This is a genomic window from Mycobacterium lentiflavum (assembly GCF_022374895.2).
GTDB classification, from domain to species: Bacteria; Actinomycetota; Actinomycetes; order Mycobacteriales; family Mycobacteriaceae; genus Mycobacterium; species Mycobacterium lentiflavum.
Map to the genome: position 1 here is coordinate 508,087 of NZ_CP092423.2, position 23,305 is coordinate 531,391.

Annotated in this window: 21 protein-coding genes; 7 read left to right on the top strand and 14 right to left on the bottom strand. The window is 66.3% G+C overall.

What is annotated here, in order from left to right; genetic code table 11:
• Positions 1–10: 10 nt before the first annotated feature.
• From MJO58_RS02440 to MJO58_RS02475, 8 genes are all read right to left on the bottom strand, one after another.
• The gene (locus MJO58_RS02440; protein ID WP_090598864.1) at positions 11–1,408 is read right to left on the bottom strand and encodes a nitrate/nitrite transporter; all 1,398 of its coding nucleotides are present in this window, start codon (positions 1,406–1,408) and stop codon (positions 11–13) included.
• A 374-nt stretch (positions 1,409–1,782) separates the two neighbouring features.
• Positions 1,783–3,192, bottom strand: a complete 1,410-nt coding sequence (locus MJO58_RS02445) for a nitrate/nitrite transporter (protein ID WP_090608357.1) — start codon at positions 3,190–3,192, stop codon at positions 1,783–1,785.
• Between the two features lie 234 nt (positions 3,193–3,426).
• Positions 3,427–3,972 carry a GNAT family N-acetyltransferase gene (locus tag MJO58_RS02450; RefSeq protein WP_090598867.1) on the bottom strand — a complete coding sequence of 182 codons (546 nt, stop codon included), beginning with the start codon at positions 3,970–3,972 and terminating at the stop codon, positions 3,427–3,429.
• A 53-nt stretch (positions 3,973–4,025) separates the two neighbouring features.
• Positions 4,026–4,913 carry a 5-oxoprolinase/urea amidolyase family protein gene (locus MJO58_RS02455; RefSeq protein ID WP_239723142.1) on the bottom strand — a complete coding sequence of 296 codons (888 nt, stop codon included), beginning with the start codon at positions 4,911–4,913 and terminating at the stop codon, positions 4,026–4,028.
• Positions 4,914–4,942: 29 nt separating this feature from the next.
• The gene (locus MJO58_RS02460) at positions 4,943–5,605 is read right to left on the bottom strand and encodes a 5-oxoprolinase subunit B family protein (protein WP_239721910.1); all 663 of its coding nucleotides are present in this window, start codon (positions 5,603–5,605) and stop codon (positions 4,943–4,945) included.
• 99 nt (positions 5,606–5,704) lie between these two features.
• The gene (locus MJO58_RS02465; protein WP_239721911.1) at positions 5,705–6,703 is read right to left on the bottom strand and encodes an ABC transporter substrate-binding protein; all 999 of its coding nucleotides are present in this window, start codon (positions 6,701–6,703) and stop codon (positions 5,705–5,707) included.
• A 56-nt stretch (positions 6,704–6,759) separates the two neighbouring features.
• Positions 6,760–7,338: an acyl-CoA-like ligand-binding transcription factor gene (locus MJO58_RS02470; RefSeq protein WP_239723143.1), complete on the bottom strand. Its 579-nt coding sequence runs from the start codon at positions 7,336–7,338 to the stop codon at positions 6,760–6,762.
• Positions 7,331–8,593 (bottom strand): DNA polymerase domain-containing protein, encoded by a 1,263-nt coding sequence (locus tag MJO58_RS02475; RefSeq protein WP_239721912.1) that lies wholly within the window; start codon positions 8,591–8,593, stop codon positions 7,331–7,333. The genes MJO58_RS02470 and MJO58_RS02475 overlap by 8 nt, the downstream gene beginning before the upstream one ends.
• A 58-nt stretch (positions 8,594–8,651) precedes the next feature.
• Between MJO58_RS02475 and fadD2 the strand changes: the two genes are divergently transcribed.
• On the top strand, positions 8,652–10,331 hold the full coding sequence (fadD2, locus tag MJO58_RS02480; RefSeq protein WP_239721913.1) for a long-chain-fatty-acid--CoA ligase FadD2: 1,680 nt from the start codon (positions 8,652–8,654) through the stop codon (positions 10,329–10,331).
• A 19-nt stretch (positions 10,332–10,350) separates the two neighbouring features.
• Here the strand turns inward: fadD2 and MJO58_RS02485 are convergent, their stop codons facing one another.
• Positions 10,351–10,731 carry an ATPase gene (locus tag MJO58_RS02485; RefSeq protein ID WP_239721914.1) on the bottom strand — a complete coding sequence of 127 codons (381 nt, stop codon included), beginning with the start codon at positions 10,729–10,731 and terminating at the stop codon, positions 10,351–10,353.
• A 607-nt stretch (positions 10,732–11,338) separates the two neighbouring features.
• Between MJO58_RS02485 and MJO58_RS02490 the strand changes: the two genes are divergently transcribed.
• Positions 11,339–11,713 (top strand): hypothetical protein, encoded by a 375-nt coding sequence (locus MJO58_RS02490; RefSeq protein ID WP_239721915.1) that lies wholly within the window; start codon positions 11,339–11,341, stop codon positions 11,711–11,713.
• A 182-nt stretch (positions 11,714–11,895) separates the two neighbouring features.
• Here MJO58_RS02490 and MJO58_RS02495 read toward each other — a convergent pair whose 3' ends face one another.
• Genes MJO58_RS02495 through MJO58_RS02510 form a run of 4 tightly spaced genes read right to left on the bottom strand, consistent with a single transcriptional unit; the run spans position 11,896 to position 16,872 of the window.
• Positions 11,896–14,094, bottom strand: a complete 2,199-nt coding sequence (locus tag MJO58_RS02495) for an acyl-CoA dehydrogenase family protein (protein ID WP_239721916.1) — start codon at positions 14,092–14,094, stop codon at positions 11,896–11,898.
• A gap of 51 nt (positions 14,095–14,145) precedes the next feature.
• Positions 14,146–15,129 (bottom strand): 2-hydroxyacid dehydrogenase, encoded by a 984-nt coding sequence (locus MJO58_RS02500; RefSeq protein WP_239721917.1) that lies wholly within the window; start codon positions 15,127–15,129, stop codon positions 14,146–14,148.
• Positions 15,105–16,238 (bottom strand): alpha/beta hydrolase, encoded by a 1,134-nt coding sequence (locus tag MJO58_RS02505; protein ID WP_090598905.1) that lies wholly within the window; start codon positions 16,236–16,238, stop codon positions 15,105–15,107. Before MJO58_RS02505 ends, MJO58_RS02500 begins: the two co-directional genes overlap by 25 nt.
• 1 nt (position 16,239) lies before the next feature.
• The gene (locus MJO58_RS02510) at positions 16,240–16,872 is read right to left on the bottom strand and encodes a TetR/AcrR family transcriptional regulator (RefSeq protein ID WP_090608363.1); all 633 of its coding nucleotides are present in this window, start codon (positions 16,870–16,872) and stop codon (positions 16,240–16,242) included.
• Positions 16,873–16,975: 103 nt separating this feature from the next.
• Here MJO58_RS02510 and MJO58_RS02515 point away from each other — a divergent pair, with 103 nt between their 5' ends.
• Together MJO58_RS02515 and MJO58_RS02520 are read left to right on the top strand one after the other, a co-directional pair.
• Entirely contained in the window at positions 16,976–17,557 is a 582-nt protein-coding gene (locus MJO58_RS02515) for a VOC family protein (RefSeq protein ID WP_239721918.1), read from the top strand.
• A 35-nt stretch (positions 17,558–17,592) separates the two neighbouring features.
• A complete protein-coding gene (locus tag MJO58_RS02520) occupies positions 17,593–18,141 on the top strand; it encodes a hypothetical protein (RefSeq protein WP_090598913.1) in 549 nt (182 codons plus the stop codon).
• On the opposite strand, the gene MJO58_RS02525 is transcribed toward MJO58_RS02520, so the two are convergent.
• The gene (locus MJO58_RS02525) at positions 18,074–18,778 is read right to left on the bottom strand and encodes a TetR/AcrR family transcriptional regulator (protein ID WP_239721919.1); all 705 of its coding nucleotides are present in this window, start codon (positions 18,776–18,778) and stop codon (positions 18,074–18,076) included. The two genes, MJO58_RS02520 and MJO58_RS02525, sit on opposite strands and share 68 nt — an antisense overlap.
• A gap of 78 nt (positions 18,779–18,856) precedes the next feature.
• On the opposite strand from MJO58_RS02525, the gene MJO58_RS02530 reads away from it, so the two are divergent.
• From MJO58_RS02530 to MJO58_RS02540, 3 genes are all read left to right on the top strand, one after another.
• The gene (locus tag MJO58_RS02530; RefSeq protein ID WP_239721920.1) at positions 18,857–19,765 is read left to right on the top strand and encodes an oxygenase MpaB family protein; all 909 of its coding nucleotides are present in this window, start codon (positions 18,857–18,859) and stop codon (positions 19,763–19,765) included.
• Between the two features lie 159 nt (positions 19,766–19,924).
• Positions 19,925–21,523, top strand: a complete 1,599-nt coding sequence (locus MJO58_RS02535; protein WP_239721921.1) for a PPE family protein — start codon at positions 19,925–19,927, stop codon at positions 21,521–21,523.
• A 175-nt stretch (positions 21,524–21,698) separates the two neighbouring features.
• On the top strand, positions 21,699–23,291 hold the full coding sequence (locus tag MJO58_RS02540) for a PPE family protein (protein ID WP_239721922.1): 1,593 nt from the start codon (positions 21,699–21,701) through the stop codon (positions 23,289–23,291).
• Positions 23,292–23,305: the final 14 nt, after the last annotated feature.

Below are 23,305 nucleotides of genomic sequence, written 5' to 3' on the forward strand. Positions count from 1 at the left end.
GCGGTGATTGTCACACCCGTGCGGGCTGTGTTGTGAGCACCGAATCCGGCGCATCCTGCGCAGATACCGGGCGGCGCAGGTACATCATCCAGGTCAAGACCGCCGCCGCGATGTAAGAAGTCAGAAACACCCAATACGCCGCCGTCTCGGTGCCGCTGCGCAGGTAAGACTCGCGCAGCGCCAAGTTGATTCCGACGCCGCCCAGCGCACCGACCGCCGAGCAGATGCCAATCAGCGATCCGGATTTCGCACGCGACCACTGCCGGCGCTCGACCTCGCTGACATCGAGCGAGCGACTGCGGGCCTCGAAGACCGACGGGATCAGTTTGAAAACCGATCCGTTGCCCATTCCCGACAGCACGAACAGAACGATGAACCCGAAGATATAGCCGACCACCGCGGTGGACGACGTCCCGCCGCTGTGGTCCTCGACCGTGCTGATGCACACCAGCACGCCGGCGCTCGCAATCATGCCCACCAGGACGCCCAGGGTGACACGGCTACCGCTGCGGCGGTCTGCCAGCCGGCCGCCGTAGATTCGCGCCAGCGAGCCCAATAGCGGTCCGACAAAGGCGATCTGAGCCGCGTGCAGCGATGCGTGGGCGGGACTTTCCCCATTGGCCCCGAAGTTGACCTGCAGAACCTGGCCGAAGGCGAAGGAAAACCCGATCCAGGAGCCGAAGGTGCAGATGTAGAGCAGCGAGATCACCCAGGTGTCGCGGTCGAACAGGATCGAGCGCATGTGGTTGACCTCGACGCCGTGGTCGAGGTTGTCCATGAACAACGCCGCGGCAATACCCACCGCGGTGAGCAGCACCAGATAGACCGCGCACACCCAGTACGGCGCCTGGTGCCCGGCGGTGGCCAGCGCCAGCAGGCCGACCAGTTGGATCACCGCGACACCAAGATTGCCGACGCCGGCGTTGATCGCCAGCGCCGTGCCCTTGAGCCGCTGCGGATAGAAGGCGTTGACGTTGGCCAGCGATGCCGCGTAGTTGCCGCCGCCCAGGCCGGTCAGTGCCGCGCACAGCACATACGGCCACAGCGGCAGGCCGGGATTGGCCAGCAAACCAATGGTGCCGGCGGTCGGGATCAGCAACACGAATGCGGAGAACACCGTCCAGTTGCGGCCGCCGAACTTCGCGATGCCCAAGGTGTAGGGGATGCGCGCGCAGCCGCCGACCAGAGTGGCCACCGCACCGAGGAGCAACTTGTCGCCGGCGTGGAAGCCGTAGACCGACATCGGCATGAATAGCACCATCACCGACCAGAGAGTCCAGATCGAGAAGGCCACATGGTCACCCGCCATGGTGCACAGCAGATTTCGGCGCGCGATCCTGTCGTTGCCGCCCTCCCAGGCTTTGGCGTCTTCCGGATTCCAGTCCGTGATGCCGTGGTTGCGGCCCATGCGTTCTGTACCTTTCGTGGACGAGCGGTCGAAATCGTCTGGGCATCAACCAGTTCAACCATAGTGGGAAGAGTCGTGGTGAGTCTGGACTTCAATGCCTTGTGGGAACGCCTTGTGGGAATGCCTTGTGGGCGCCTCTAATTAAGAGGCATGCCCTACCGTAGGTCCGATGCTCACATTCGGAACCGAACTGCGTCAACTCATTCGGTCCAATATCGCCTGTAAGTTGAATCCTAGTTATCTGGTAGATCGCTGAGGGCCATCAACACAGATGGTCGTCACAGCTCACGCGGGATGTGGAATTCGGTGTGAGGTGTAATACATTTCGTGCTGAACGTGTTCTCTACCGAATCGGTATAACGCGTATACCGCGCCTATACGGTAGCCAGCCGAGCCCCCGATGCGGCCTGCGCGGCCTCTGGTGCCACCACCTCGAGCGGACGGCGGACGTACACCGCCCAGGTCAGTATCGAGGCGGCCACGTAGCACAACGTGAACGCCCAGAACGCCGACGTCGCGGTGCCGCTGTGCAGATACGACTGCCGCAGTGCCAGGTTGACGCCGACGCCGCCCAGAGCTCCGATCGCACCGGCGAGGCCGATCAGTGCTCCGGACATGGAACGTGACCACTGCCGGCGCTCGTTCTCGCCCATCTGCATCGAGTGACTACGCGCCTCGAAGATTGAGGGAATCATCTTGTACACCGACCCATTACCGATGCCGGACAGGATGAACAGGGCGACGAAGCCGATCACGAAACCGACCATCGTCGAGGCGGAGGTCCGGCCCGTCCCATGGCTCCCGAAAGTGCTTGCGCTGACCAGTATTCCACCGGCCACGATCATCGAACAGAAGACGGCGAGCGTGACCCTGCCGCCGCCGATGCGGTCGGCCAGCTTGCCGCCGTAGACCCGCGACATCGATCCCAATAGTGGCCCCAGGAAGGCGATTTGGGCGGCATGTAAGGAGGCCTGCGCGGTGTTCTCGCCGCTGGCGACGAAGTTCATCTGCAACACTTGGCCGAACGCGAACGAGAAACCGATGAACGAGCCGAAGGTGCCGATATACAGCAGCGCGATCACCCAGCTGTGCGGTTCGGACAACACCGCCCGCATGGTGGACGTATCGATGCGGTAATGCTGCAGGTTGTCCATGTACAGCGCGGCGCCGATGCCGGCGATCGCCAGCAGCACAAGGTAACTGGCGCACACCCAATACGGTTGCCGGTTTCCGGCGGCCGCGATCACGAGCAGGCCGACCAGCTGAACCACCGGTACCCCGAGGTTGCCGCCACCGGCGTTGACCGCCAACGCCCAACCCTTAAGACGCTGTGGGTAGAACGCGTTGATGTTGGTCATCGACGACGCGAAGTTGCCGCCGCCGAGGCCGGCCAGCGCCGCGCACACCAGATACGGCCACAGCGGCAGGCCGGGGTGAGCCAGCAACACCATCGTGCCGACCGTCGGGATCAACAGCACCAGCGCGGAGAACACCGTCCAGTTGCGTCCGCCGAACTTCGCAGTGGCGAACGTGTAGGGAAAGCGTAGGCACGCACCGACCAGGGTGGCGGTGGCGCCGAGCAGGAATTTGTCCCCGGCGGAAAAGCCGTACACCGACGCCGGCATGAACAGCACCATCACCGACCAGATCGACCAGACCGAGAAGCCGATGTGCTCGGCGGCCACGGACCAGATCAGGTTGCGGCGGGCTATCTTGTCGTTGCCACCCTCCCAGGCCACGGTGTCTTCGGGGTCCCAGTTCGAAAGGACATGCGAACGGCCCAGCGAAAGTTTCATGGCGATAACGCTAGAAATCCATTGTTGCCCGAGCGCTGCCCGCAATGACCCGGGCGTGAATTTCCGCTCACCCTTGGATGTCCGGCCGTGTGAGGGCGGTCAATCAGTGTGGCGTGCACCACAATTACGGCGCCAAACGGGACAAACAACTCACAGTGTAGCTAACCCCCGTGTGATGAATCGCGCTGGGGTGAAGGAGATTTCGCGCACGGTCGGCCCGCGCTACCAAACGTCGCCGCCGCGCCAGTCGCACATCAGTTCCGCCGAGGTGTCCACGGTGACCGTGACCGGGAAGACGAAGACCGATGCGTCGTCGTCGGGCGTGCGCGTCGGACCGCTCGGCGTCAGCACCGACGTCGGTCCGGTCCACGGCAACCAGCCGCGTGCCGCATACAGGCCGCGGGCCCGGACCGATGAACTCAGTGCGCCCAATTGGTAGGCGCCGCGCAGCACCTGTTCGACTCCGTCGAGCAGCGCGTGCACCAGCCCCTGTCCGCGGTGGTCTTCGCGTACCGCGACCCCTTCGACGTAGCCGCAGCGCAGCGCGTCGCCCCGATAGATCAACCGCCGCTGGATCACCGCGGCGTGCGCGATGATCGCGCCGTGCTGCCAGATCAGGGCGTGCATGCCGCCCAGGGTGTGCTCCCAGTCATTGTCGTTGAAGTCGCCCGCGAAGGCGTCGGCGACCATGTGCTGAACGCGCTGCCGCGTGTCGAGGTCGAGGTCGGCAGTGTGAACCAGGCGCGCGGTGTGTACCTGGGTGAGCACACTCCCTGTCTACAACTTTGTCGCCGGGCGCGCATCTGGACAACGCCCGATGTCTACCGCGACGGGGCGCCCGCCGGCAATCGGGGCCGCGCCCAGTGCAGTCGCACGTGCTGGCCCGCCCGCACCTGGGCGACCTTGTCGATGTCCTCGTCGATCACCACGCCGACGACGGGGTAACCGCCGGTGATCGGATGGTCGGGCCCCAGGATCACCGGTAATCCGTTGGGCGGCACCTGGATCGCGCCCCGGGTGGCACCCTCGCTGGGCAGCTGCCGGTCGGGAAAGCGGTACTGCAGAGGACGGCCGACCAGCCGCATCCCTACCCGGTCGCTGCGATCCGACGACACCCAGTCGGTGTGGACAAGCACGTCGGGATCGACGAACCAGTCGTCGCGTGGCCCGGGTACCACCAGCAGCTCCACGGTGTCGGCGCTGATGGCCGCGACGGGGGCCTGGTCGAGTTCGGGGTACTCGTCGGTGTGCGCGCCGACGGGCAGCCGGTCTCCAGGGGACAGTGGCGACGGGCCGATCGCCGACATCACGTCGTAACTGCGCGAGCCCAGCACCGGCTGCACCGAAATACCGCCACGCACCGCCAGATACGTCCGCAGGCCGGCTCGCGGGGTGCCCAGCGAAATCACTTGGCCGTTACGGACGCGGTGAATGCTGTTGGTACCGAACTTGATTCCGTTGACCGACGGGTCGGTGTCGGCGCCGGTCACCGCGATGTCGACGTCGCCGCCGTGCACCCGGGCGGCGAACCCGCCGAAGGTGACTTCGACGGTGGCGCGATCGTCGGGGTTGGCGACGAGCCGATTGGCGAGTTTGTGCGAGCGGCGGTCGGCGGCGCCGGACCGGCCGACGCCGAGGTGGGCCTGCCCGATCCGGCCGAGGTCTTGGAGGACGGCGAGTGGTCCGGTCCGCAGGATTTCCAACTTGATATCGGATTTTGTCACGGCATGCTCCTTGATCACGCGGCCCGGAATTGAACCCACATGCCCTGCGTCAGCAGCGCCGGATCGGACCGCGTCAGGTCCCACAGGACCGCGTCGGTGCGGCCGATGAGTTGCCAGCCGCCGGGGGATTGGCGTGGATAGATCGCGCTGAACTCACCCGCGAGTGCGACGGAGCCGGCCGGTACCGAGGTACGCGGCTCGGCCCGGCGGGGCACCCGCAGCCGCGGATCGCCGTCGACGAGGTACGCGAAACCCGGTGCGAATCCACTGAATCCGACTCGCCACAGCGTGGCTGTGTGAGCGTCGATGACCTGTGCGGCCGTCAGTCCGGTGTGGCTGGCGACCTCGGCGAGGTCCGGACCGTCGTAGACGACGTCGATCACCACATCGGCGGTGCGCTCGGCCGGGGCGGCCGTGTCCGCCGTGATCCGCAGTTTCCGTAGTCGCTGTCGGATGGCGCCCTGATATCGAGTGCCGTCGAGTTTGACCAGCACCGTGCGGGCGGCGGGAACGATGTCGAGCACACCGGGCAGTGCCGCCGCCCGCAACGTGTCCGCCCATGCCAATACCTCTGCGGTGCTGCCGCATTGCACCAACAGCGCCTGGTCGCCGTAGTCCAAGACGACGTTGCCGACCAGCTCGGTCGACACGTCCGCGGGGAGATCCGTCACGCTCATTACTGAACGGTAACTTCGGAATCGGCGCAGGCAAAGAGGCCAGAGCGGGATTTTCGAGCACTGCCAGAGCTGCCTTAGCGAATGCTCAAAGAGCCGGCGTCATCCGAGCACTTTGCCGATCAGTGGGGGCAGCTGATCAGCGACCATCGGGTAACTCAGCGGCGACGCGAAAGCGATCGCACCGGCCTGATCCTTGGTGGTGAAGACATGGCGGTTCTGCATGGTCGCCTGCGATCCCGCGATCTCGGGGTCGGCCAGCAGCGTCTTCTGCTCGTCGGAGCTCTCGGTCGTCCAGATCACCACGTCGGCGGAATCGAGCACCGTCTTGATCTGGTCGCGCGGGATGACGGCGCGATGATCGCTGACGAACGGCTTGATGCTGTCGGCGATGACAAAACCCATCTGGTTGAGGAAGTCGGTTCGCCAGCCCGCCGCGGTGGCGACCACGCTGCCCCGGAACAGGGTGCCCTGCATCAGCAACGCGCGCTTGGTCTTCCACTGCGGGTGACTCTGGGCGACGGCGACGAACTGCTTGTCGACGCCATCGATGAGCGCCTTCATCTGGTCGGCCTGAAACACCGCCTGGCCGACCGCTGTGGCCTGGTCCTTCCACGGCTCGAAGAACGCGTCGCCGTCGGACTGCGCGAGGGTCGGTGCGATCGCGGCCAGCTTCTGGTAGGTGTCGGCGTCCAAGCCGGCGTTGATGGCGACGATCAGATCGGGTTTCAGGCCAGAGATCTGGTCGACGGCTATCCCGTTGTCCAGGTTCAGCACCACGGGTTGTGCGCTGCCGAGCTTGGGCTGGGCCCACGGCCACACCGCGAACGGCTGGTCACCGAACCAGTTGGTCACCGCGATCGGTACGACGCCGAGGGCGAGCAGGTCGTCTTGCTCGGTGTAGCCCGCGCTGACCACACGTTTGGGCGGCGTCTTGACGACGGTCTGACCGAAAAGATGGGTGATCGTCACGCCTTCGCTGCCGGCAGTGCCCGCCGGCGGTTTGGGGTTCGAGCACCCCGCCGCCGGCCCGGCCGCCGCGGCGGCCGCGGCGGCACCGGCGAGCTGCAAGAACCCCCGCCGATTCCATCCCTGTCGCATCGCGTGAGAGTATCGCGTGGCCGACTCTGACCTGCATCGCCGCACGGTTTTGCCGCTCACCGCAGCGGCATGCCGGCATCGACGAAGTCCAGGGCCCGATAGATCGTCGCGGCCGTCGGTGGCGCGCTGTCGGCGGCGGCCATCATCGCGCCGGTCAGTGCTCCGGCGAACACCCGGACTTCGAAATCGTCTGTGGGACGGCCGATTCGGCGCCCGATCATCTCGGCCACAACGTTGACGGTGCGGTAGTACTCGTCGTACATGGCGGCCTTGAGCTCGGGTATCGAGAACATCAGCCGCTGCCGGGTGTTCTCGAAATCCAGCTGCTCAGCGGGCAGAGCGGCCATGACTTCGGTGTAGGCGCGGCGGATCGCCTCGGTGGGCGACAGCTCGGGCGGCTGCGCCTCGAACGCCGCGAAGATCAGCGGGTCCAGGTCGTCGGCGAGCAGCAACGACTCCTTGGATCCGAAGTAGCGGAAGAAGGTACTCGGCGACACCTCGGCGGCCTCGGCGATCTGCTCGACGGCGGTGGCCGCATAGCCGTTCGCCTCGATCAGGCGGAATGCCTCACGCCTGATGGCCTGGCGGGTCTTGAGTTTCTTGCGCTCCCGCAGACCCAGGGGTTGATCAGTCAGCTTTCCAGTCCCCTTTCCCTTCCCAAGGGCTGTAGTCGGCGATCAGCTCCTCCTGCGGCGGGCGCTGGTCGGCGGGAACGTGCTGCAGGTTGATCCGGATCCGGTACCAGATCGAACTCGGCCCGCGCATGCCGTCGACCAGCACATCGGCCGGCGCCAACCGCTCGGCGACGGCGGGGTAGCGGTCACGCCAGGTGTCCAGCGCGGCCATTGCCTCGTCCTTGGTCTTGGTCCGGGCGATCTCGATCAGTGGCATCGAGGACTGGCGGCGCCCGTCGGCGCTCTTTGCCGCGCCGCGCGGCGCCCGCTCCGGGGGGCCCATTTCCTCGGCCAGCATCAGCAGCCGGTCCAGGTCGCCGACCGCTGCTTGGTTGGAGGGGTCCATCCCCGCCCACGGGTCACCGATAGCGGCGAACCGGTCGGGGACGGTGGCGATCGTGAACGCCTCCGGCCGGCAGCCGGCCACCTCGTCCCAAAACAGCGGCGTCGACACCCGGGCGTCCGCGGTGGCCCGCACCGAGTAGGCGGACGCGACCGTGCGGTCCTTCGCGTTCTGGTTGAAGTCGACGAACACCCCCTCGCGCTCTTCCTTCCACCAGCGGCTGGTCGCGGCGTGGGGCACTCGCCGTTCCACCTCACGGGCCACGGTCTGGGCGGCCAGCCGGACCTGACGGAACTCCCAGCGTGGGGCGATGCGGGCGTAGATGTGAAGGCCGCGCGACCCGGACGTCTTCGGCCACGCGACCAGGCCGTAGTCCTCCAGCACCTCGCGGGCCACCAGGGCCACGTCGACGATGCCCCGCCAGTCGACCCCGGGCATCGGGTCCAGGTCGACGCGCAGCTCATCGGGGTGGTCGAGGTCGGTGGCGAGCACCGGGTGCGGGTTGAGGTCCACACAGCCCAGGTTGATCGCCCACGCCAGCCCAGCGGCGTCGTGGATGACGGCCTCGGCGGCCGACGTGCCCCGCGCGTAGTGGAGCTCGGCGACGTCGACCCAGTCCGGCCGCTTCGTCGGCGCACGTTTCTGGAACACCGCCTCCTGCGCGATTCCCTTGACGAAGCGCTTGAGGATCATCGGGCGCCCGGCCACACCCCGCAACGCACCGTCGGCCACCGAAAGGTAATAGCGGACCAGGTCGAGCTTGGTGTAAGGCCCGGTCTCACCATGGGCTTCGAAGACGACTTTGTCCGGGTGAGTGATCGTGACATGGTGCCCGGCAACCTCCAATGACACCGGACCGGTCATGGCGTTCATCGTAATTCCGGGAAAATTTTCTGGCCGCGTTGCGACCCGCGTCACATATGGTGAGGTTATGCCTAACCTTCCAGGCCTGCCCGGGCAAGCCGTTTCCAAGGTCCAGCAATATGTCGAACGCGGCTCAGCCGAACTGCACTACGTGCGGAAGATCTTCGAGGCGGGTGCATTCAAGCTGGAGTCGCCGCTGAAGACCGCCGCGATGGCGACCGACATCGCGAAGTGGGGTGAGTTCGGCATGCTGCCCTCGCTCAACGCCAGACGGACGCCGGATCGCGCGGCGCTGATCGACGAGGACGGCGAGTTCAGCTATCGCGAGCTCGACGAGGCCGCCCACGCGGTGGCCAACGGCCTGATCGAAAAGGGCGTCAAGGGCGGCGACGGCGTCGCCATCCTGGCCCGCAACCACCGCTGGTTCGTCATCGCCAACTACGGCGCGGCCCGCGTCGGTGCCCGCATCATCCTGCTCAACAGCGAATTCTCCGGTCCGCAGATCAAAGAGGTCTCCGAGCGCGAAGGCGCCAAGGTCATCATCTATGACGACGAATACACCAGCGCCGTCAGCAAAGCTGAGCCCGAACTCGGCAAGCTGCGCGCGCTGGGCACTAACCCGGACAGTGACGAGGACTCGGGCAGCACCGACGAGACGCTCGCCGACCTGATCAAGCGCAGCAGCTCCGAGCCCGCGCCCAAGGCCAGCAAACACGCGTCGATCATCATCCTGACCAGCGGCACGACCGGGACACCCAAGGGCGCCAACCGCAGCACCCCGCCCACCCTGGCCCCCGTCGGCGGCATCCTGTCGCACGTCCCGTTCAAGGCCAACGAGGTCACCTCGCTGCCGGCGCCGATGTTCCACGCGCTCGGTTATCTGCACGCCACTATCGCGATGTTCCTGGGATCGACGCTGGTGCTGCGGCGCAAGTTCAAGCCACCGCTGGTGCTGGAAGACATCGAGAAGCACAAGGTGACGGCCATGGTCGTGGTGCCGGTGATGTTGTCGCGCATCCTCGACACGCTGGAGAAGATGGATTCCAAGCCCGACCTGTCCAGCTTGAAGATCATCTTCGTGTCCGGATCTCAGTTGGGGGCCGAGTTGGCCAACCGCGCTCTGAAGGACATCGGTCCGGTCGTTTACAACATGTACGGCTCGACGGAGATCGCGTTCGCGACGATTGCCCGGCCCGAGGACCTGGAGAAGAACGCCTCGACGGTCGGTCCGGTCGTCAAGGGTGTGAAGGTCAAGATCCTCGACGACAACGGCAACGAGGTGCCCCAGGGCGACGTGGGTCGCATCTTCGTCGGCAACGCCTTCCCGTTCGAGGGCTACACGGGCGGCGGGCACAAGCAGATCATCGACGGCCTGATGTCGTCGGGCGACGTCGGCTACTTCGACGAAGACGGCTTGCTTTACGTCAGCGGCCGCGACGACGAGATGATCGTCTCCGGCGGCGAGAACGTGTTCCCCGCCGAGGTCGAGGATCTGATCAGCGGACACGAAGCCGTGGTGGAGGCCACCGCGATCGGTGTCGAGGACAAGGAGTGGGGCCACCGGCTACGCGCGTTCGTCGTGAAGAAGGAAGGCGCCGACCTCGACGAGGACACCATCAAGGGATACGTACGCGACCACCTGGCCCGCTACAAGGTGCCGCGCGAAGTGATCTTCCTCGACGAATTGCCGCGCAACCCGACCGGCAAGATTCTCAAGCGCGAACTGCGCGAAATGCAGGTCGACTAGCGGCGCGGTGGGGGACCGGCTAGCGCCGGTCCTGGATGGCTCGGACGATCTGGGCCGCGAGTTTGGGATCGGCCAGCAGCTGGTCGATGAGCGCGGTGAGCACCTCCTGGCCGGTGACCCGGGCGACGCCCAATTGGTCGGCGGCTTCCCGCTGCCAGATGTCGAGTGCTCGATGGGTGGCGGCCGGGAGGTCGACGGTACGCCGCGTCCGTTGGATGCGGGGGGTTTCGCCCGTGGAGCGTGACCGGGACCCCGCGGGATCGCCGACCATTCGTGGCGGGCGCGGCTGCCGGAACCCGGCAAGGCGTTCGGTTGGTGCGCTGTCTCCGGCGGGTGTCGGGGACATCTGCGCTCGGAACCCTCCGGCGCCGGGCCCGTTGTGGCCGGGGTTGAAGCTCACTGGGCGACCGTCCCTCCCGTGGGTTGCCGATCAGTAAATCAGTGCTTCCGTACACGTTGCCTACTGATTGTCGCACTGACCCCAGCGTAAGTCGCGTCGCGCGAGGTCGGGTGTTACGGCGGCATGCCGAGGAGCCGCGGCCAGCGCGGACGTGGCCGCAATCCTCACCGGCGGAAATTAGAAAGTAGCTGAAGGAATATAGCAAGCAATGTTCCTGACGACCGTGTGTTTGTCTGGCACGGAGTTTATCCGGGGAGGCCATAAAAGAGTACGGCGCCGCGAGTTGAGCGCATCGAGTTGCAGTAAACGATGATTTGCTTACTTGATGATCTCCGTACGTCAGTACATCAGTAAATGGCTTTGATCGGGGATTTAACACAACCAGTGGTTACTGATCTCAGTATCATCTGGTTTCCTGAATAACGCGGATAAGTATTAATTGAAACGCAGAATTACGGTACGCAGATACGTTCTACCGTTCGGCCCGGCGCAATTGAATTGTTACCGAATTCACGCCGCGATTTGGAGCCATTGCTATTGTTTGCCAAGGAATTTATGCGTAGCGTTTCGAGATGTCGGGGGACAGGGTTCTGGGAAGGAGCTCACCATGAGGAATTCAGTGCGATCGCTCCGCGGCGCGGCCGCGGGCGCTGTCGGCGCCGGCGCGGTGGCCGGCGCGATGCTGTTCGGCGGGACGCCCGCGGCGCAGGCCGCGCCGGCGCCCGCACCCGCGCCCGCCACGACTTTCGACATCGGCGGCCCGCACGGTGGCGCCCCGCTCAGCCCCGGGACTCTTCCCGAGCGGCCCGGCGGTGGCCACGGTGGCCACGGTTGGGGTCCCGGCGGCGGACACGGTGGTTGGGGTCACGGCGGCGGCTGGGACCGCGGCGGCGGCTGGGACCGCGGCTGGGGCCACGGCTGGGGTAATGGTTGGGGACACCCTGGCTGGGGCGGCGGCAACTGGTGGCGCCCCTGGTGGTGAGCCGCCAAAATGCGGGGCCGGCCAGCCTCGTCCTGCCAGATACATAGGCTGGCCGTCCCGCAACTAAGGGGGGAACCCACGCCGGTCTGACGACCCCAGACCGGCCTCAGACCGGCGTGGCCCTCAACTACATAGACGTCCATGCCGAACCGGGACCGGCCTCGGTTCGGCATGGATTTTCTTTACGGGTCGCGCGGCAGGCCCAGCAGCCGCTCGGCGATGATGTTGAGCTGTACTTCCGAGGTGCCGCCGTAGATGGTGGTGGCGCGGCTGGCCAGCAGATACTCGCCCCACTTACCCGCCAGCTCATCGGGGTCGCCGATTGCGGCGTCGGTGCCGAACGAGGACACCGCGAATTCGGCGTAGCCCTGACCGGTGCGCATCGACAACAGCTTCGAGATCGCCGCGGACGGCATCGCGTCACCGCCGGCCAGCGTCAACAGCGTCGAGCGCAGGTTCAGCACCTTGGCCGCGTGCCCTTCGGCGATCAACTGCCCGGCCCGGTGTTGGGCGACCTGATCGAATTGCCCTTCAGAACGGTAATTGCGGACGAACTCGACGAACTGGGGCAGGGTCGCCAGGAAGTTTGCGTCGCTGCTGCCGATCGACACCCGCTCCGCGGTCAGTGTGTTGCGGCTGACCTCCCAGCCGCGGTTGACCTCGCCCAGCACGCACTCGTCGGGAACGAACACGTCGTCGATGTAGACGGTGTTGAACATCGCGTTCCCGGTCAACTCCCGCAGCGGCTTGACCGTCACACCTTCGCTGCGCATGTCCAGCAGGAAGTAGGTGATGCCATTATGTTTCGGAGCGCTGGGCTCAGTTCTCGCCAGCAGCGCACCCCAGTGCGAGTACTGGGCGGCGGTGGTCCAGATCTTCTGGCCGGTGATGCGCCAGCCGCCGTCGGCCCGGGTCGCTTTGGTGCTCAGCCCGGCCAGGTCCGATCCGGCGCCCGGCTCGGAGAACAGCTGACACCAGACCATCTCGCCGCGGAAGGTAGGCGGCAGGAAGCGTTGCTTCTGCTCCTCGGTCCCGAACGCGACGATCGACGGGATGATCCACGCCGCGATGCCGACCTGTGGCCGCCGGACCCGCCCGGTGGTGAACTCCTGGGCGATGATGATCTGCTCGATCGGGCTGGACGCCCGGCCCCACGGCTTGGGCAGGTACGGCAATACCCAACCGCCCTCGGCGAGTGCCACCGTGCGCGGCTCCCGATCCCTCGCCTTGAACGCGGCGACCTCCGCGCGGATCTCCTCACGCAGCTTCTCGGTCTCGGGATCCAGGTCGATGTCCACCGGCCGCATGCCGGTGGTAGTCGCGGTGTTGACCACCTTCTGCGGGTAGTCCGAACTGCGACCGAAGCAGGCGGCCAGCATCAGCGCACGGCGGTAGTACACGTTCGTGTCGTGCTCCCAGGTGTAGCCGATGCCGCCGTGCACCTGAATGCAGTCCTGCGTGCAGCGCTGGGCGGCCGTGGGTGCCAGCGTCGCGGCCACGGCGGCGGCGAACTCCACGTCCGGCGAGCCTTCGTCGATCGCGCGTGCCGCATCCCACACCGCCGCGGTGGCCCGCTCGGTGTCGGCGATCATCTCGGCGCACTTGTGCTTGATGGCCTGGAACTGGCCGATCGGCCGGCCGAACTGCTCCCGGATCTTGGCGTACTGCGCCGCCGTGTCGGTCGCCCAGCGGGCCACGCCGATCGCCTCGGCGGACAGCAGCGTCGACATCAGCGCGTGGGCGTTCGTCCTGGTCAAGGTGCTCAACAGAGCATCCTCGCCGACCTCGACGGCGTCGGCGGTCACATGGGCAATCGGCCGCAGCGGATCCAGGCTTTTCACCGGCTCGATGTCGAGTTCCTCGGCGCGCAGCACCACCCACTCGTCGCCGGAGTCGATCGCCACTGGCAGCACCAGCACCGACGCCTGCGCCGCGGCGGGCACCGCGCGGACCTCGCCGCGGATCACCAGCACCCCCTCGTCCTCTGGGCCCTTGCGGGTGGCGGTCAGCCCGGAGTCCAGCGCGTAGGCGGCGATGGCCGCGCCGGACGCCAGCTCGGCGAGCACCTTGGCCTCCGGGTCGTGCGACGCGATCAGGGCACTGGCGATCGCCGACGGCACGAACGGCCCGGGCACTGCGCCGTAACCGAACTCGGCCAGCACGATGGCCAGCTCGAGCAGGCCGAAGCCCTGCCCGCCGACCGCCTCGGAGAGATGAACACCTTGCAGGCCTTGCTCGGCGGCAGCCTGCCAGTACGGCGGCGGGTTCTCGACCGGAGTCTCCATGGCCGCGTGCAACACCTCGGACGGCGCGACGCGCGCCACCAGGGAGCGCACCGAGTCGGCCAGATCTTGATGCTCGGAAATTATTGCGATCGGCATTGGTCGCCTTCCCATGCGTTCGGGGCTTGTTTCGGCCAAGCAGTCTTCAATCTAATAACCGGTGGGTTGGTTGACTACAGGGGTTACCAGGTGGGCTAGCGGCTCGCCGTCGCGCAGCCGGCGGCAGTTGGCGACGGCCTGGACCAGATAGCGCCGCATCGTGTCGACGGTGTACCAGGTGACGTGCGGTGTCAGCACGACGTTGTCCAGGCCGAACAGCGGATTGTCGGGCGCGGTCGGCTCGGCCTCGAAAACGTCGAGGCCCGCGGCCGCCAGCCGTCCGTCGCGCAGCGCGCCGGCCAGCGCGTCCTCGTCGACGATGGCGCCGCGCGAGGTGTTGACCAACACCGCGCTCGGCTTCATCAAGGCGATCGCGTCCCGGTTGAGCAGATGATGGGTGTCGGCCGTCAACGCCAGGTGCAGCGAGACGATGTCGCTGCCGGCGAGCAGTTCGGGCAGCGGCCGCCAGCCGGGCCGGCCGTCGTCGCGCGTGCTGGTGTGCACGACGGTGGCGCCCATGGCGCCGACGAAGGCGGCGACGCGCGCGGCGATGTTGCCGTAACCCACCAGGCCGACTGTGCAGCCACCGATGTCGCGGACTGTCTCGCCCAGGTCGGGATCGAGCGGCCACCCACGCCCCTGTCGGGTGGCCCGGTCGAGCTCCGGCAGCCTGCGCAGGGCGGCGAGCATCAACAGCACGGTTCCCTCGGCCACCGACGGCGCATTGGCGCCGGGCATGTTGGCGACCGCGATGCCGCGGTCGGTCGCGGTCGCCACATCGATGGTGTTCACCCCGGCGCCGAGCTTGTGCACCAGCCGCAGCTTCTTCCCGCGTTTCAGGTCGTCGCCGGACAACGGCCGTAGTACATGCCAAATCACGTCGGCTTCGGGCAGCTCGCGGTAGAAGCCGGTGTCGTCATCGGGGGCGCACCAGCGAATGTCGAGCCAATCTGCTTCGGCCGCAAGGAAATCGAGGACTTTGTCACCGGGAACGAAGTGGGCGAGAACTCTCAGCGCCACCGCTTGCTGATCCACCTGGCGATGGTATCCGCCTGCTCGCTACGCGCGCCCGGGGTGGTGAAGTAGTGGTCGCTGTCGATCGAGACCTGCAACTTGTCAGTGCTCGCGAGCGCGTCGTAGATGCGTTGGGCGTCCGACGGAAACACGCCGGTGTCCGCCTCGGCGTTGATCACCAGGGCCGGGCAGGCGACGCGGCCCAGGTGCGGCTCGGCCCGGGTTTGCGCCACCCGCAGGCTCCACATACCCAACCAGTTACGCAGCGTGCAGGACGCGGCGATGCCGTGTGCCGAGCGGTTGGCCTTGGCCGGCACACCCGCGTAGCACAGGTTAGGCGAACGCTGGGTGGGCTCGATGCTGGGATCGACCATGCGGGGATCGGCCCAGGTTCGCATCACCGAGAACGGCCTATCCGAAAAGCCGGCTGCGCGAACACGTTTGAGTTCCGTCTCGGCCCAGTCGGTGATGGCGTGGTTGCGCGCGAGCTGCGCCGAGCGGTATCGGGCGATGAACTCCGGCGGGTACGGCGGACCGTTGACCTCGTTGAACAGGTCGAGGTCTGGGTCGGTGGCGACGGGGTCGTTTTCGTCGACGACGGCGGCATCCATCCAGGCGGTCAGCACCTCCGGGCGTCCGGGGTGCGCCGCGGTGGCGACATAGCCGTCGGCGGGGAGCAACTCCGTCAGCCCGCTGGCCGGCCGCATACCCGGCAGTGGGGTCACATTCGGCTCGACGGCCTGTGACTGGTATGCGGACATCAACGATCCGCCTCCCGAATTGCCCAGCAGTACAACGGTGTCCACGCCCTGAACCTCGCGTAACCAGCGCACTCCCACGCCGATGTCGACCAGCGCGTGGTCGAGCAGGAAATTGTTTTCGAAGCCACGGAACCTGGTGTTCCAGCCGAGAAATCCAATACCCCGAATCGCCAGGTAATCGGCGAGATAGTGCTCGGAGAAGTCGATCTGGTAATGCGTGGCGATCATGGCTACCTTCGGCTTGCGCCCCACGCCGCGGTGATACAGCCCCTGGCAGGGGTGTCCGCCCGCGCCGGCGCGCCCGGCGGTGGGCGACGGAAGGCCGACGAACTCGCGGACAACTCCTGCGCTGCCACTGTTAGGCGTCAATTCAATGACCTTCCGTTGCGAAGATCGCCCGGTAGTAGATGTTCGCGAGGGTTTGAATGCAGGCCTGGTCGTCGAGTTCCCCGTCGGTGGATCGACTGAGCTGGATGTAACAGAACTGGTTGAACATCGCCACGATCGCCTCGGCGATCAGCTGTGGATCGTCGCCCGGGCAATACCCTTTGGTTTGCGCGCGACGTACCGTTTCGGCGATGAAAGAGATTGGGATATCGCAGATCTCGGCCCAGTATTGCGCGAAGTCGTCGTTGACCATCGCCAGCTGGGACACACTGATCACCTCGGCCAGCCGGTTGCGGTAGGTGTGCCAGTGCGCCGCGGCCGCCTCGTGGGCGCGTTCCCGGTTGGACAGACCATGCCCGGTGACCGAGCGGGCGCGCTCGTTGGCCTCGTCACGAAAGCGCAGCGCCCACTGGCGGACCATCGCCTCTTTGGAGTCGTAGTAGTTGTAGAAGGATGCCGACGAACGGCCGGCTTCCGCGGCGATGTCGGCAATCGTCGTCGCCAGGATTCCCTTGCGCGCGATGACCGTTCGCGCGGCCGCATCGATCGCCGCCTGCGTCTGACGGCCGCGGTGCGTCGGGAATTCGGCCGGCCGGCCGTTGGACGCCGCCGCGATCGGCACCTGATATTCCTCCTTGGAGTGGAACTGAATCTGATGTTAGATTCAGTTTCACTGATTAGCCAGGCCCGACGCGTCAGGAATCTAGGGGAGCCGCAACATGATCAAGCCCGACCACCCCAACTCCGAATTCGAACTCGGCGGAATCAATCATGTTGCGCTGGTGTGTTCGGACATGGCTCGCACCGTGGACTTCTACAGCAACATTCTCGGCATGCCACTGATCAAGTCGCTCGATCTACCGGGCGGCGCGGGCCAGCATTTCTTCTTCGACGCCGGCAATGGCGACTGCGTCGCGTTCTTCTGGTTCGCCGACGCACCCGACCGGGTGCCGGGCATCTCGTCGCCCGGCGCGATTCCGGGTATCGGCGACATCACCAGCGCGGTCAGCACGATGAACCATCTCGCCTTTCACGTCCCGGCCGAGAAGTTCGACGCTTACCGGCAACGGCTCAAGGACAAGGGCGTACGAGTCGGCCCGATACTCAACCACGACGAGAGCGAGATGCAGGCTTCGGCGACGTTGCATCCCGGCGTCTACGTGCGCTCGTTCTACTTCCAGGATCCTGATGGGATCACGCTTGAGTTTGCCTGCTGGGTACAGGAATTCGGTGCGAGTGATGCGCAGGCTGTGCCCAAGACGGCGGCCGACCGGCGACCCCGGGAGCACGCCGTAACCTAGTCGGCAAAACCGTTGCCAAGTCGGGGGAGTCGATGATGACGGACGGCATTTTGACCGACGAGCAGATCGCGGCGCTGACACCCGCGCAGCGGCGGGATCTGATCACGCGGCTGGAGGCACCGCTGTCCGAGGTGATCGACCCGGCGGTGATTGCCCGGATGAGACGTCTCCGATTGGGCCTGATGATCGGTGGCTCGATCGCGATGATTCCCTGGCTGGCCTATCTCGCGCTGACGCTGCCGGATAGTTACGTCGCGCACAACTGGGTACTGACCTGGGTGGGCTTCGACATCCTGTTGGTCGGCTTCATGGTGGCGACGGCGGTTTTCGGTTACTTCCGCCGCCAGGTATTGCTGTTCGCGGCCTTCACTTCCGGCGTGCTGCTGATCTGTGACGCCTGGTTCGACCTGATGACCGCCGGGCCCGAAGACATCTGGCTGTCGGTGGTGACCGCACTGGGCATCGAGGTGCCGCTGGCAATTTTCATGATCCGTGGTGCCCAGCGCATCATGCGGCTCACGATGTTGCGTCTATGGCTCTTGGATCCCGGGATGCGGCTGTGGCAGTTGCCGTTGTTTCCGTGAGGCCGTACAGCCGCGGATGGGCGAGTTCGTCGAGCAGCACGGCCAGCTGATCGACGAGTTGGTCGGGGTCTAGCTGCACGTCGCCGACCAGCCAGGCGCTGATCATCTGCCCGACCCCGCCCACCGCGAAGTGTGCGCCCGCCTTCACGCTGTTGCTGGCCGGCATCCGCAACTTGTCGCCACCGTGCTGGCCCAGCAGCATTGCGAACAGTGCGGTGGATTCGGCGCGTTTGCGCACGATCACGGCGTCGGCGAGCTGGGTGCTGAACAACAGCCGTCCGACCCGCGGATCCTCGGCGATGGTTCGCACGATGTTGGCCATGCCGGCGCGGGACTGTTCCGGTATGGGCACCGCTGCAACCGCGGCCTGAGTGGTGGCGGCCAGGTCGGCGATCACCGAGTCGAACACCGCGCCGACGAATCCGTCTCTGTCGCTGAAGCTTTCGTAGAAGTAGCGAGGGGTCAGGCCGGCGCGGGTGCAGACCGCGCGAACCGTCAACGCCGACGCATCCTGCTGGTCGGCGCCCAGCAGGTCTAGGCCCGCGGCCAACAGCCGGCCCCGTCGTTCGGCCAGTCGCCGCGCGGCCTCGACGCCGCGGTAAGGGCGCTCGCTGGGGGTCTGGTCCATGAGCACCATCTTGACACCGACGCGATGCCCCGACAATATCAGGAAACAAGCGTTGTCACATTTAGCGAAGAGGCCGAGGGTTACCGGATGGCGATTCACGAGACGGTTGCGCCGCTCATTCCGCATGTCGAGCGCCCGATCTCCGATCCACCGCGGCCACAGTCGAGGCGACGCAGCCGGCTGGTGCCCGATGGCTACGCCCTGATGGGTGTGGCGTTGCTGGCCGGTCCGGCCAACGTGATCATGGAGCTGTCGATTCCCGGCGTCGGCCACGGCGTGGCGGAAAGCCGGGTCGAGAGCGGTCGAATCGACCGTCATCCGATCAAGCGGGCGCGCACCACTTTTACCTACATCGCGGTCGCCAACGCCGGGACCGACGAGCAGAAGGCCGCCTACCGGCGCGCGGTCAACCGGTCGCATGCAGAGGTCTACTCCAGGCCCGGTGACCCGGTGCAGTACAACGCATTCGATCCGGAGTTGCAGCTGTGGGTGGCGGCCTGCATCTACAAGGGTGGCATCGACATCTACCGCACCTTCATCGGCGAGATGACCGAGCAGGACGCGGATCGGCGCTACCGCGACGGCATGTCGCTGGGCACCACGTTGCAGGTGCCACCGGAGATGTGGCCGGCGGACCGGGCGGCGTTCGACAAGTACTGGCAGGAGTCGCTGGAGAAGGTCCACATTGACGACACCGTTCGCGAATTCCTGTATCCGATCGCCGTGTCCCGGGTGCGCGGCGTGCGCTTGCCCCGGCGGGTGCGCGAACCTTTGGAGAATTTCAACCTGCTGATCACCACCGGCTTTCTGCCGCAACGGTTTCGCGATGAGATGCGGCTGCCGTGGGATGCCGCCAGGCAGCGGCGCTTCGACCGGCTGATGTCAGTCCTGGCGGTGGTGAACCGGATGCTGCCGCGGGTCCTCCGGGAGTTTCCGTTCAACCTGATGCTCTGGGATCTGGACCGCCGGATCCGGACGGGACGCCCGTTGGTCTAGCGCACCGTGGGGCCGCCGTACCAGGCTCTGTTGATAACGACAATCATTTTCAGTACGCTCTTGGCAACCTCATATCTTCCAGCCCTGAGGAGTTGCCGTGCTGCCAACTGGCGATGTCGCGTCAGGTTCGTCGTGTTTGGTTGTGGGCGGTGGTTTGGGATGACGGCGCCGGTGTGGATGGCTGCGCCGCCGGAGGTGCACTCGGCGTTGTTGAGTAGTGGTCCGGGGCCGGCGTCGATGTTCGCGGCGGCGGCGGCGTGGAGTTCGATGAGTGTCGAATACGCTTCGGCGGCAGAAGAGCTCAGCGCATTGTTGGCTTCGACTCAGGCCGGGGCGTGGCAGGGGCCCAGCGCCGAGTCGTATGTGGCCGCGCACGCGCCGTACTTGGCGTGGTTGTCGAAGGCCAGCGTGGACAGTGCTGCGGCGGCCGCCGAGCACGAGACGGCGGGGATGGCGTATACCGCGGCGTTGGCGGCGATGCCGACTTTGCCGGAGTTGGCCACTAACCATGTCGTCCATGGTGCGTTGATGGCGACGAATTTCTTTGGTATCAATACGATTCCGATCGCGGTCAACGAGGCCGACTATGCGCGGATGTGGGTCCAGGCCGCCACCACGATGACGACCTATGAAGCCGTCTCCAGCGCGGCCGTGGCGGCCACACCGCAAACCGACCCAGCACCGCAGATCATGCACGCCGACGACGCAGTCGCCCAGGACGACGGCGGCGGTGACGACGAGGAGTTCCCCGACCCCTCGGTCGACAACCCGTTCAACCAGTTCCTTGCCCAGATTCTGCGGTGGTTCGGGATCGATTGGAATCCCGGCCAAGCGACTGTCAATGGCATCCCGTACGACGAATACACCAACCCGGGCCAGCTGATCTTCTGGGTTGTTCGCGCACTGGAACTGCTTGAGGACTTTGAGCAGTTCGGCGAGTACCTGCAGACAAATCCGGCCTTGGCTTTTCAGTACATCGCCTTCCTCGAGTCAGTCGACTGGCCGACCCACATCGCTGAGATCGCCAGCTGGCTATCGAGCACGCCGCAATTGCTACTCGTTCCGGTCATTGCGGCGGTTGCGCCGCTCGGGGCCGTCGGCGGCTTGGCCGGTCTGGCCGGACTGGCCGGAATACCTCAGCCAGCCGTCCTGCCGGCGCCGCCCGCTCCGCCGCCGCCCGGACTGGTGCCGGCGCTCGGGTCGACCCCGATCGCCGCGCCGGCTGCGGTCCCCGCCTCGGCGCCCGCGCCCGCGCCCACTGCCGCGCCGAGTACGGTGGCCAGTCCGGCGCCGCCCGCGCCGCCGGCTCCGGCCGGGCCTGGATTTGTGCCGCCCTATTTCGTCGCGCCGCCCGGCGTCGGGGCGGGTTCGGGAATGAGCGCGGCCGCTGCGGCTGCCGCGAAAAAGAAGGCGCCGGAACCCGATTCGGCTGTTGCCGCCGCCGCTGCGGCAGCTCGAGAGGCGGCCCGGTCGCGGCGGCGCCAGCGGTCACGGCAGCGCGGGTACGGCGACGAGTACATGGACATGAACGTCGACGTCGACCCGGACTGGGAGGAGCCGACGACGACGGCGTCGGATCGGGGCGCGGGAAACCTGGGTTTCGCGGGCACCGCGCGCGTGCAAAGCCCCGCCGCTGCGGGGTTGGCCACGCTGGCCGGTGACAAATTCGGCGGTGGCCCACAGCTGCCGATGGTGCCGGGCACCTGGGACGCAGGCAATGGTGCCGCAGAAAGTGAAGGGCCACAAGACAGTAGGTAATCTCACGGCCAACACCAGCGGCAATGGCGATGCCCGTATCGGCGGGGCTGATCGCTTAGTGTGACGCTGTCTTGATAACGACAATCATTTTCATTAGGCTCCTCGGCAACTTTACAGTCCGTCTCAGCCGAGGAGTTGTGGTGATGTCGTGTTTGGTTGTGGGCGGTGGTTTGGGATGACGGCGCCGGTGTGGATGGCTGCGCCGCCGGAGGTGCACTCGGCGTTGTTGAGTAGTGGTCCGGGGCCGGCGTCGATGTTCGCGGCGGCGGCGGCGTGGAGTTCGATGAGTGTCGAATACGCTTCGGCGGCAGAAGAGCTCAGCGCATTGTTGGCTTCGACTCAGGCCGGGGCGTGGCAGGGGCCCAGCGCCGAGTCGTATGTGGCCGCGCACGCGCCGTACTTGGCGTGGTTGTCGAAGGCCAGCGTGGACAGTGCTGCGGCGGCCGCCGAGCACGAGACGGCGGGGATGGCGTACACGGCGGCGTTGGCGGCGATGCCGACTTTGCCGGAGTTGGCCACTAACCATGTCGTCCATGGTGCGTTGATGGCGACGAATTTCTTTGGTATCAATACGATTCCGATCGCGGTCAACGAGGCCGACTATGCGCGGATGTGGGTCCAGGCCGCCACCACGATGACGACCTATGAAGCCGTCTCCAGCGCGGCCGTGGCGGCCACACCGCAAACCGACCCAGCACCGCAGATCATGCACGCCGATGCGGCTACCGACGACGATCACGATCACGATCACGAGGAAGGCGACGGCCACGAAGGTCACGAGCACGGGTTTGACAGCCCGTTGAGTCGGTTCGTCGCACAAATCCTGCGGCTATTCGGAATCGATTGGGATCCCCTCGAGGCGACTCTCAACGGAGTGCCCATTCACGACTACACGAACCCCGGTGAAGTCCTCTGGTGGGTGGCGCGGGCGCTCGAACTATTCTCAGATTTTCAACAGTTTGGCGCTTTGTTGCAGGAAAACCCGGCCGCAGCTTTCCAATTCATCACCGAGCTCGTGCTGCTCGATTGGCCGACCCACCTAGCCCAGCTCGCTAGTTTTCTACCCACCCAGCCGCAGTTGTTCCTGGTGCCGATGCTCATCGTGGCGGCCCCCTTCGGGGCCGTCGGCGGCTTGGCCGGTCTGGCCGGACTGGCCGAAATCCCTCAGCCAGCCGTCCTGCCGGCGCCGACCGCTCCGCCGCCGCCCGGACTGGTGCCGGCGCTCGGGTCGACCCCGATCGCCGCGCCGCCGGCCGCGCCGGCTGTCTCGGCGCCAGCGCCCGCGCCCACTGCCGCGGCGAGCCCGGCGGCTAGTCCAGCGCCCGGCCCGCCCATCAATAGCGGATTTATGCCCCCGTACGCGGTCGGGCCGCCCGGTATCGGGTTTGGTTCCGGGATGAGCGCCGCTGCCGCCGCGGCCGCGAAAAATAAGGCGCCGGAACCCGATTCGGCTGCTGCCGCCGCTGCGGCAACTCGAGAGGCGGCCCGGTCGCGGCGGCGCCAGCGGTCACGGAAGCGCGGGTACGGCGACGAGTACATGGACATGAACGTCGACGTCGACCCGGACTGGGAGGAGCCGACGACGACGGCGTCAGATCGGGGCGCCGGAGATCTTGGGTTTGTCGGTACGGCGCGCAAGGAAACCGCAGCCGCGGCGGGCCTGGCAACTCTGGCCGAAGGTGAATTCGGTGACGGGCCGAATATGCCAATGCTGCCGGGCAGCTGGGGCCCGGAGGGCAGCGCAGGGTCGCCAGACAGCGACGGCTAACGCGCGTAAACCCT

Coding starts and splice junctions, on each gene's coding strand:
- MJO58_RS02440 (WP_090598864.1), bottom strand. CDS start 1,408: ATGGGCCGCAACCACGGCATCACGGACTGGAATCCGGAAGACGCCAAA.
- MJO58_RS02460 (WP_239721910.1), bottom strand. CDS start 5,605: ATGAGCGTGACGGATCTCCCCGCGGACGTGTCGACCGAGCTGGTCGGC.
- MJO58_RS02465 (WP_239721911.1), bottom strand. CDS start 6,703: ATGCGACAGGGATGGAATCGGCGGGGGTTCTTGCAGCTCGCCGGTGCC.
- MJO58_RS02475 (WP_239721912.1), bottom strand. CDS start 8,593: ATGAACGCCATGACCGGTCCGGTGTCATTGGAGGTTGCCGGGCACCAT.
- fadD2 (WP_239721913.1), top strand. CDS start 8,652: ATGCCTAACCTTCCAGGCCTGCCCGGGCAAGCCGTTTCCAAGGTCCAG.
- MJO58_RS02490 (WP_239721915.1), top strand. CDS start 11,339: ATGAGGAATTCAGTGCGATCGCTCCGCGGCGCGGCCGCGGGCGCTGTC.
- MJO58_RS02495 (WP_239721916.1), bottom strand. CDS start 14,094: ATGCCGATCGCAATAATTTCCGAGCATCAAGATCTGGCCGACTCGGTG.
- MJO58_RS02515 (WP_239721918.1), top strand. CDS start 16,976: ATGATCAAGCCCGACCACCCCAACTCCGAATTCGAACTCGGCGGAATC.
- MJO58_RS02520 (WP_090598913.1), top strand. CDS start 17,593: ATGACGGACGGCATTTTGACCGACGAGCAGATCGCGGCGCTGACACCC.
- MJO58_RS02525 (WP_239721919.1), bottom strand. CDS start 18,778: ATGGTGCTCATGGACCAGACCCCCAGCGAGCGCCCTTACCGCGGCGTC.
- MJO58_RS02530 (WP_239721920.1), top strand. CDS start 18,857: ATGGCGATTCACGAGACGGTTGCGCCGCTCATTCCGCATGTCGAGCGC.
- MJO58_RS02535 (WP_239721921.1), top strand. CDS start 19,925: ATGACGGCGCCGGTGTGGATGGCTGCGCCGCCGGAGGTGCACTCGGCG.
- MJO58_RS02540 (WP_239721922.1), top strand. CDS start 21,699: ATGACGGCGCCGGTGTGGATGGCTGCGCCGCCGGAGGTGCACTCGGCG.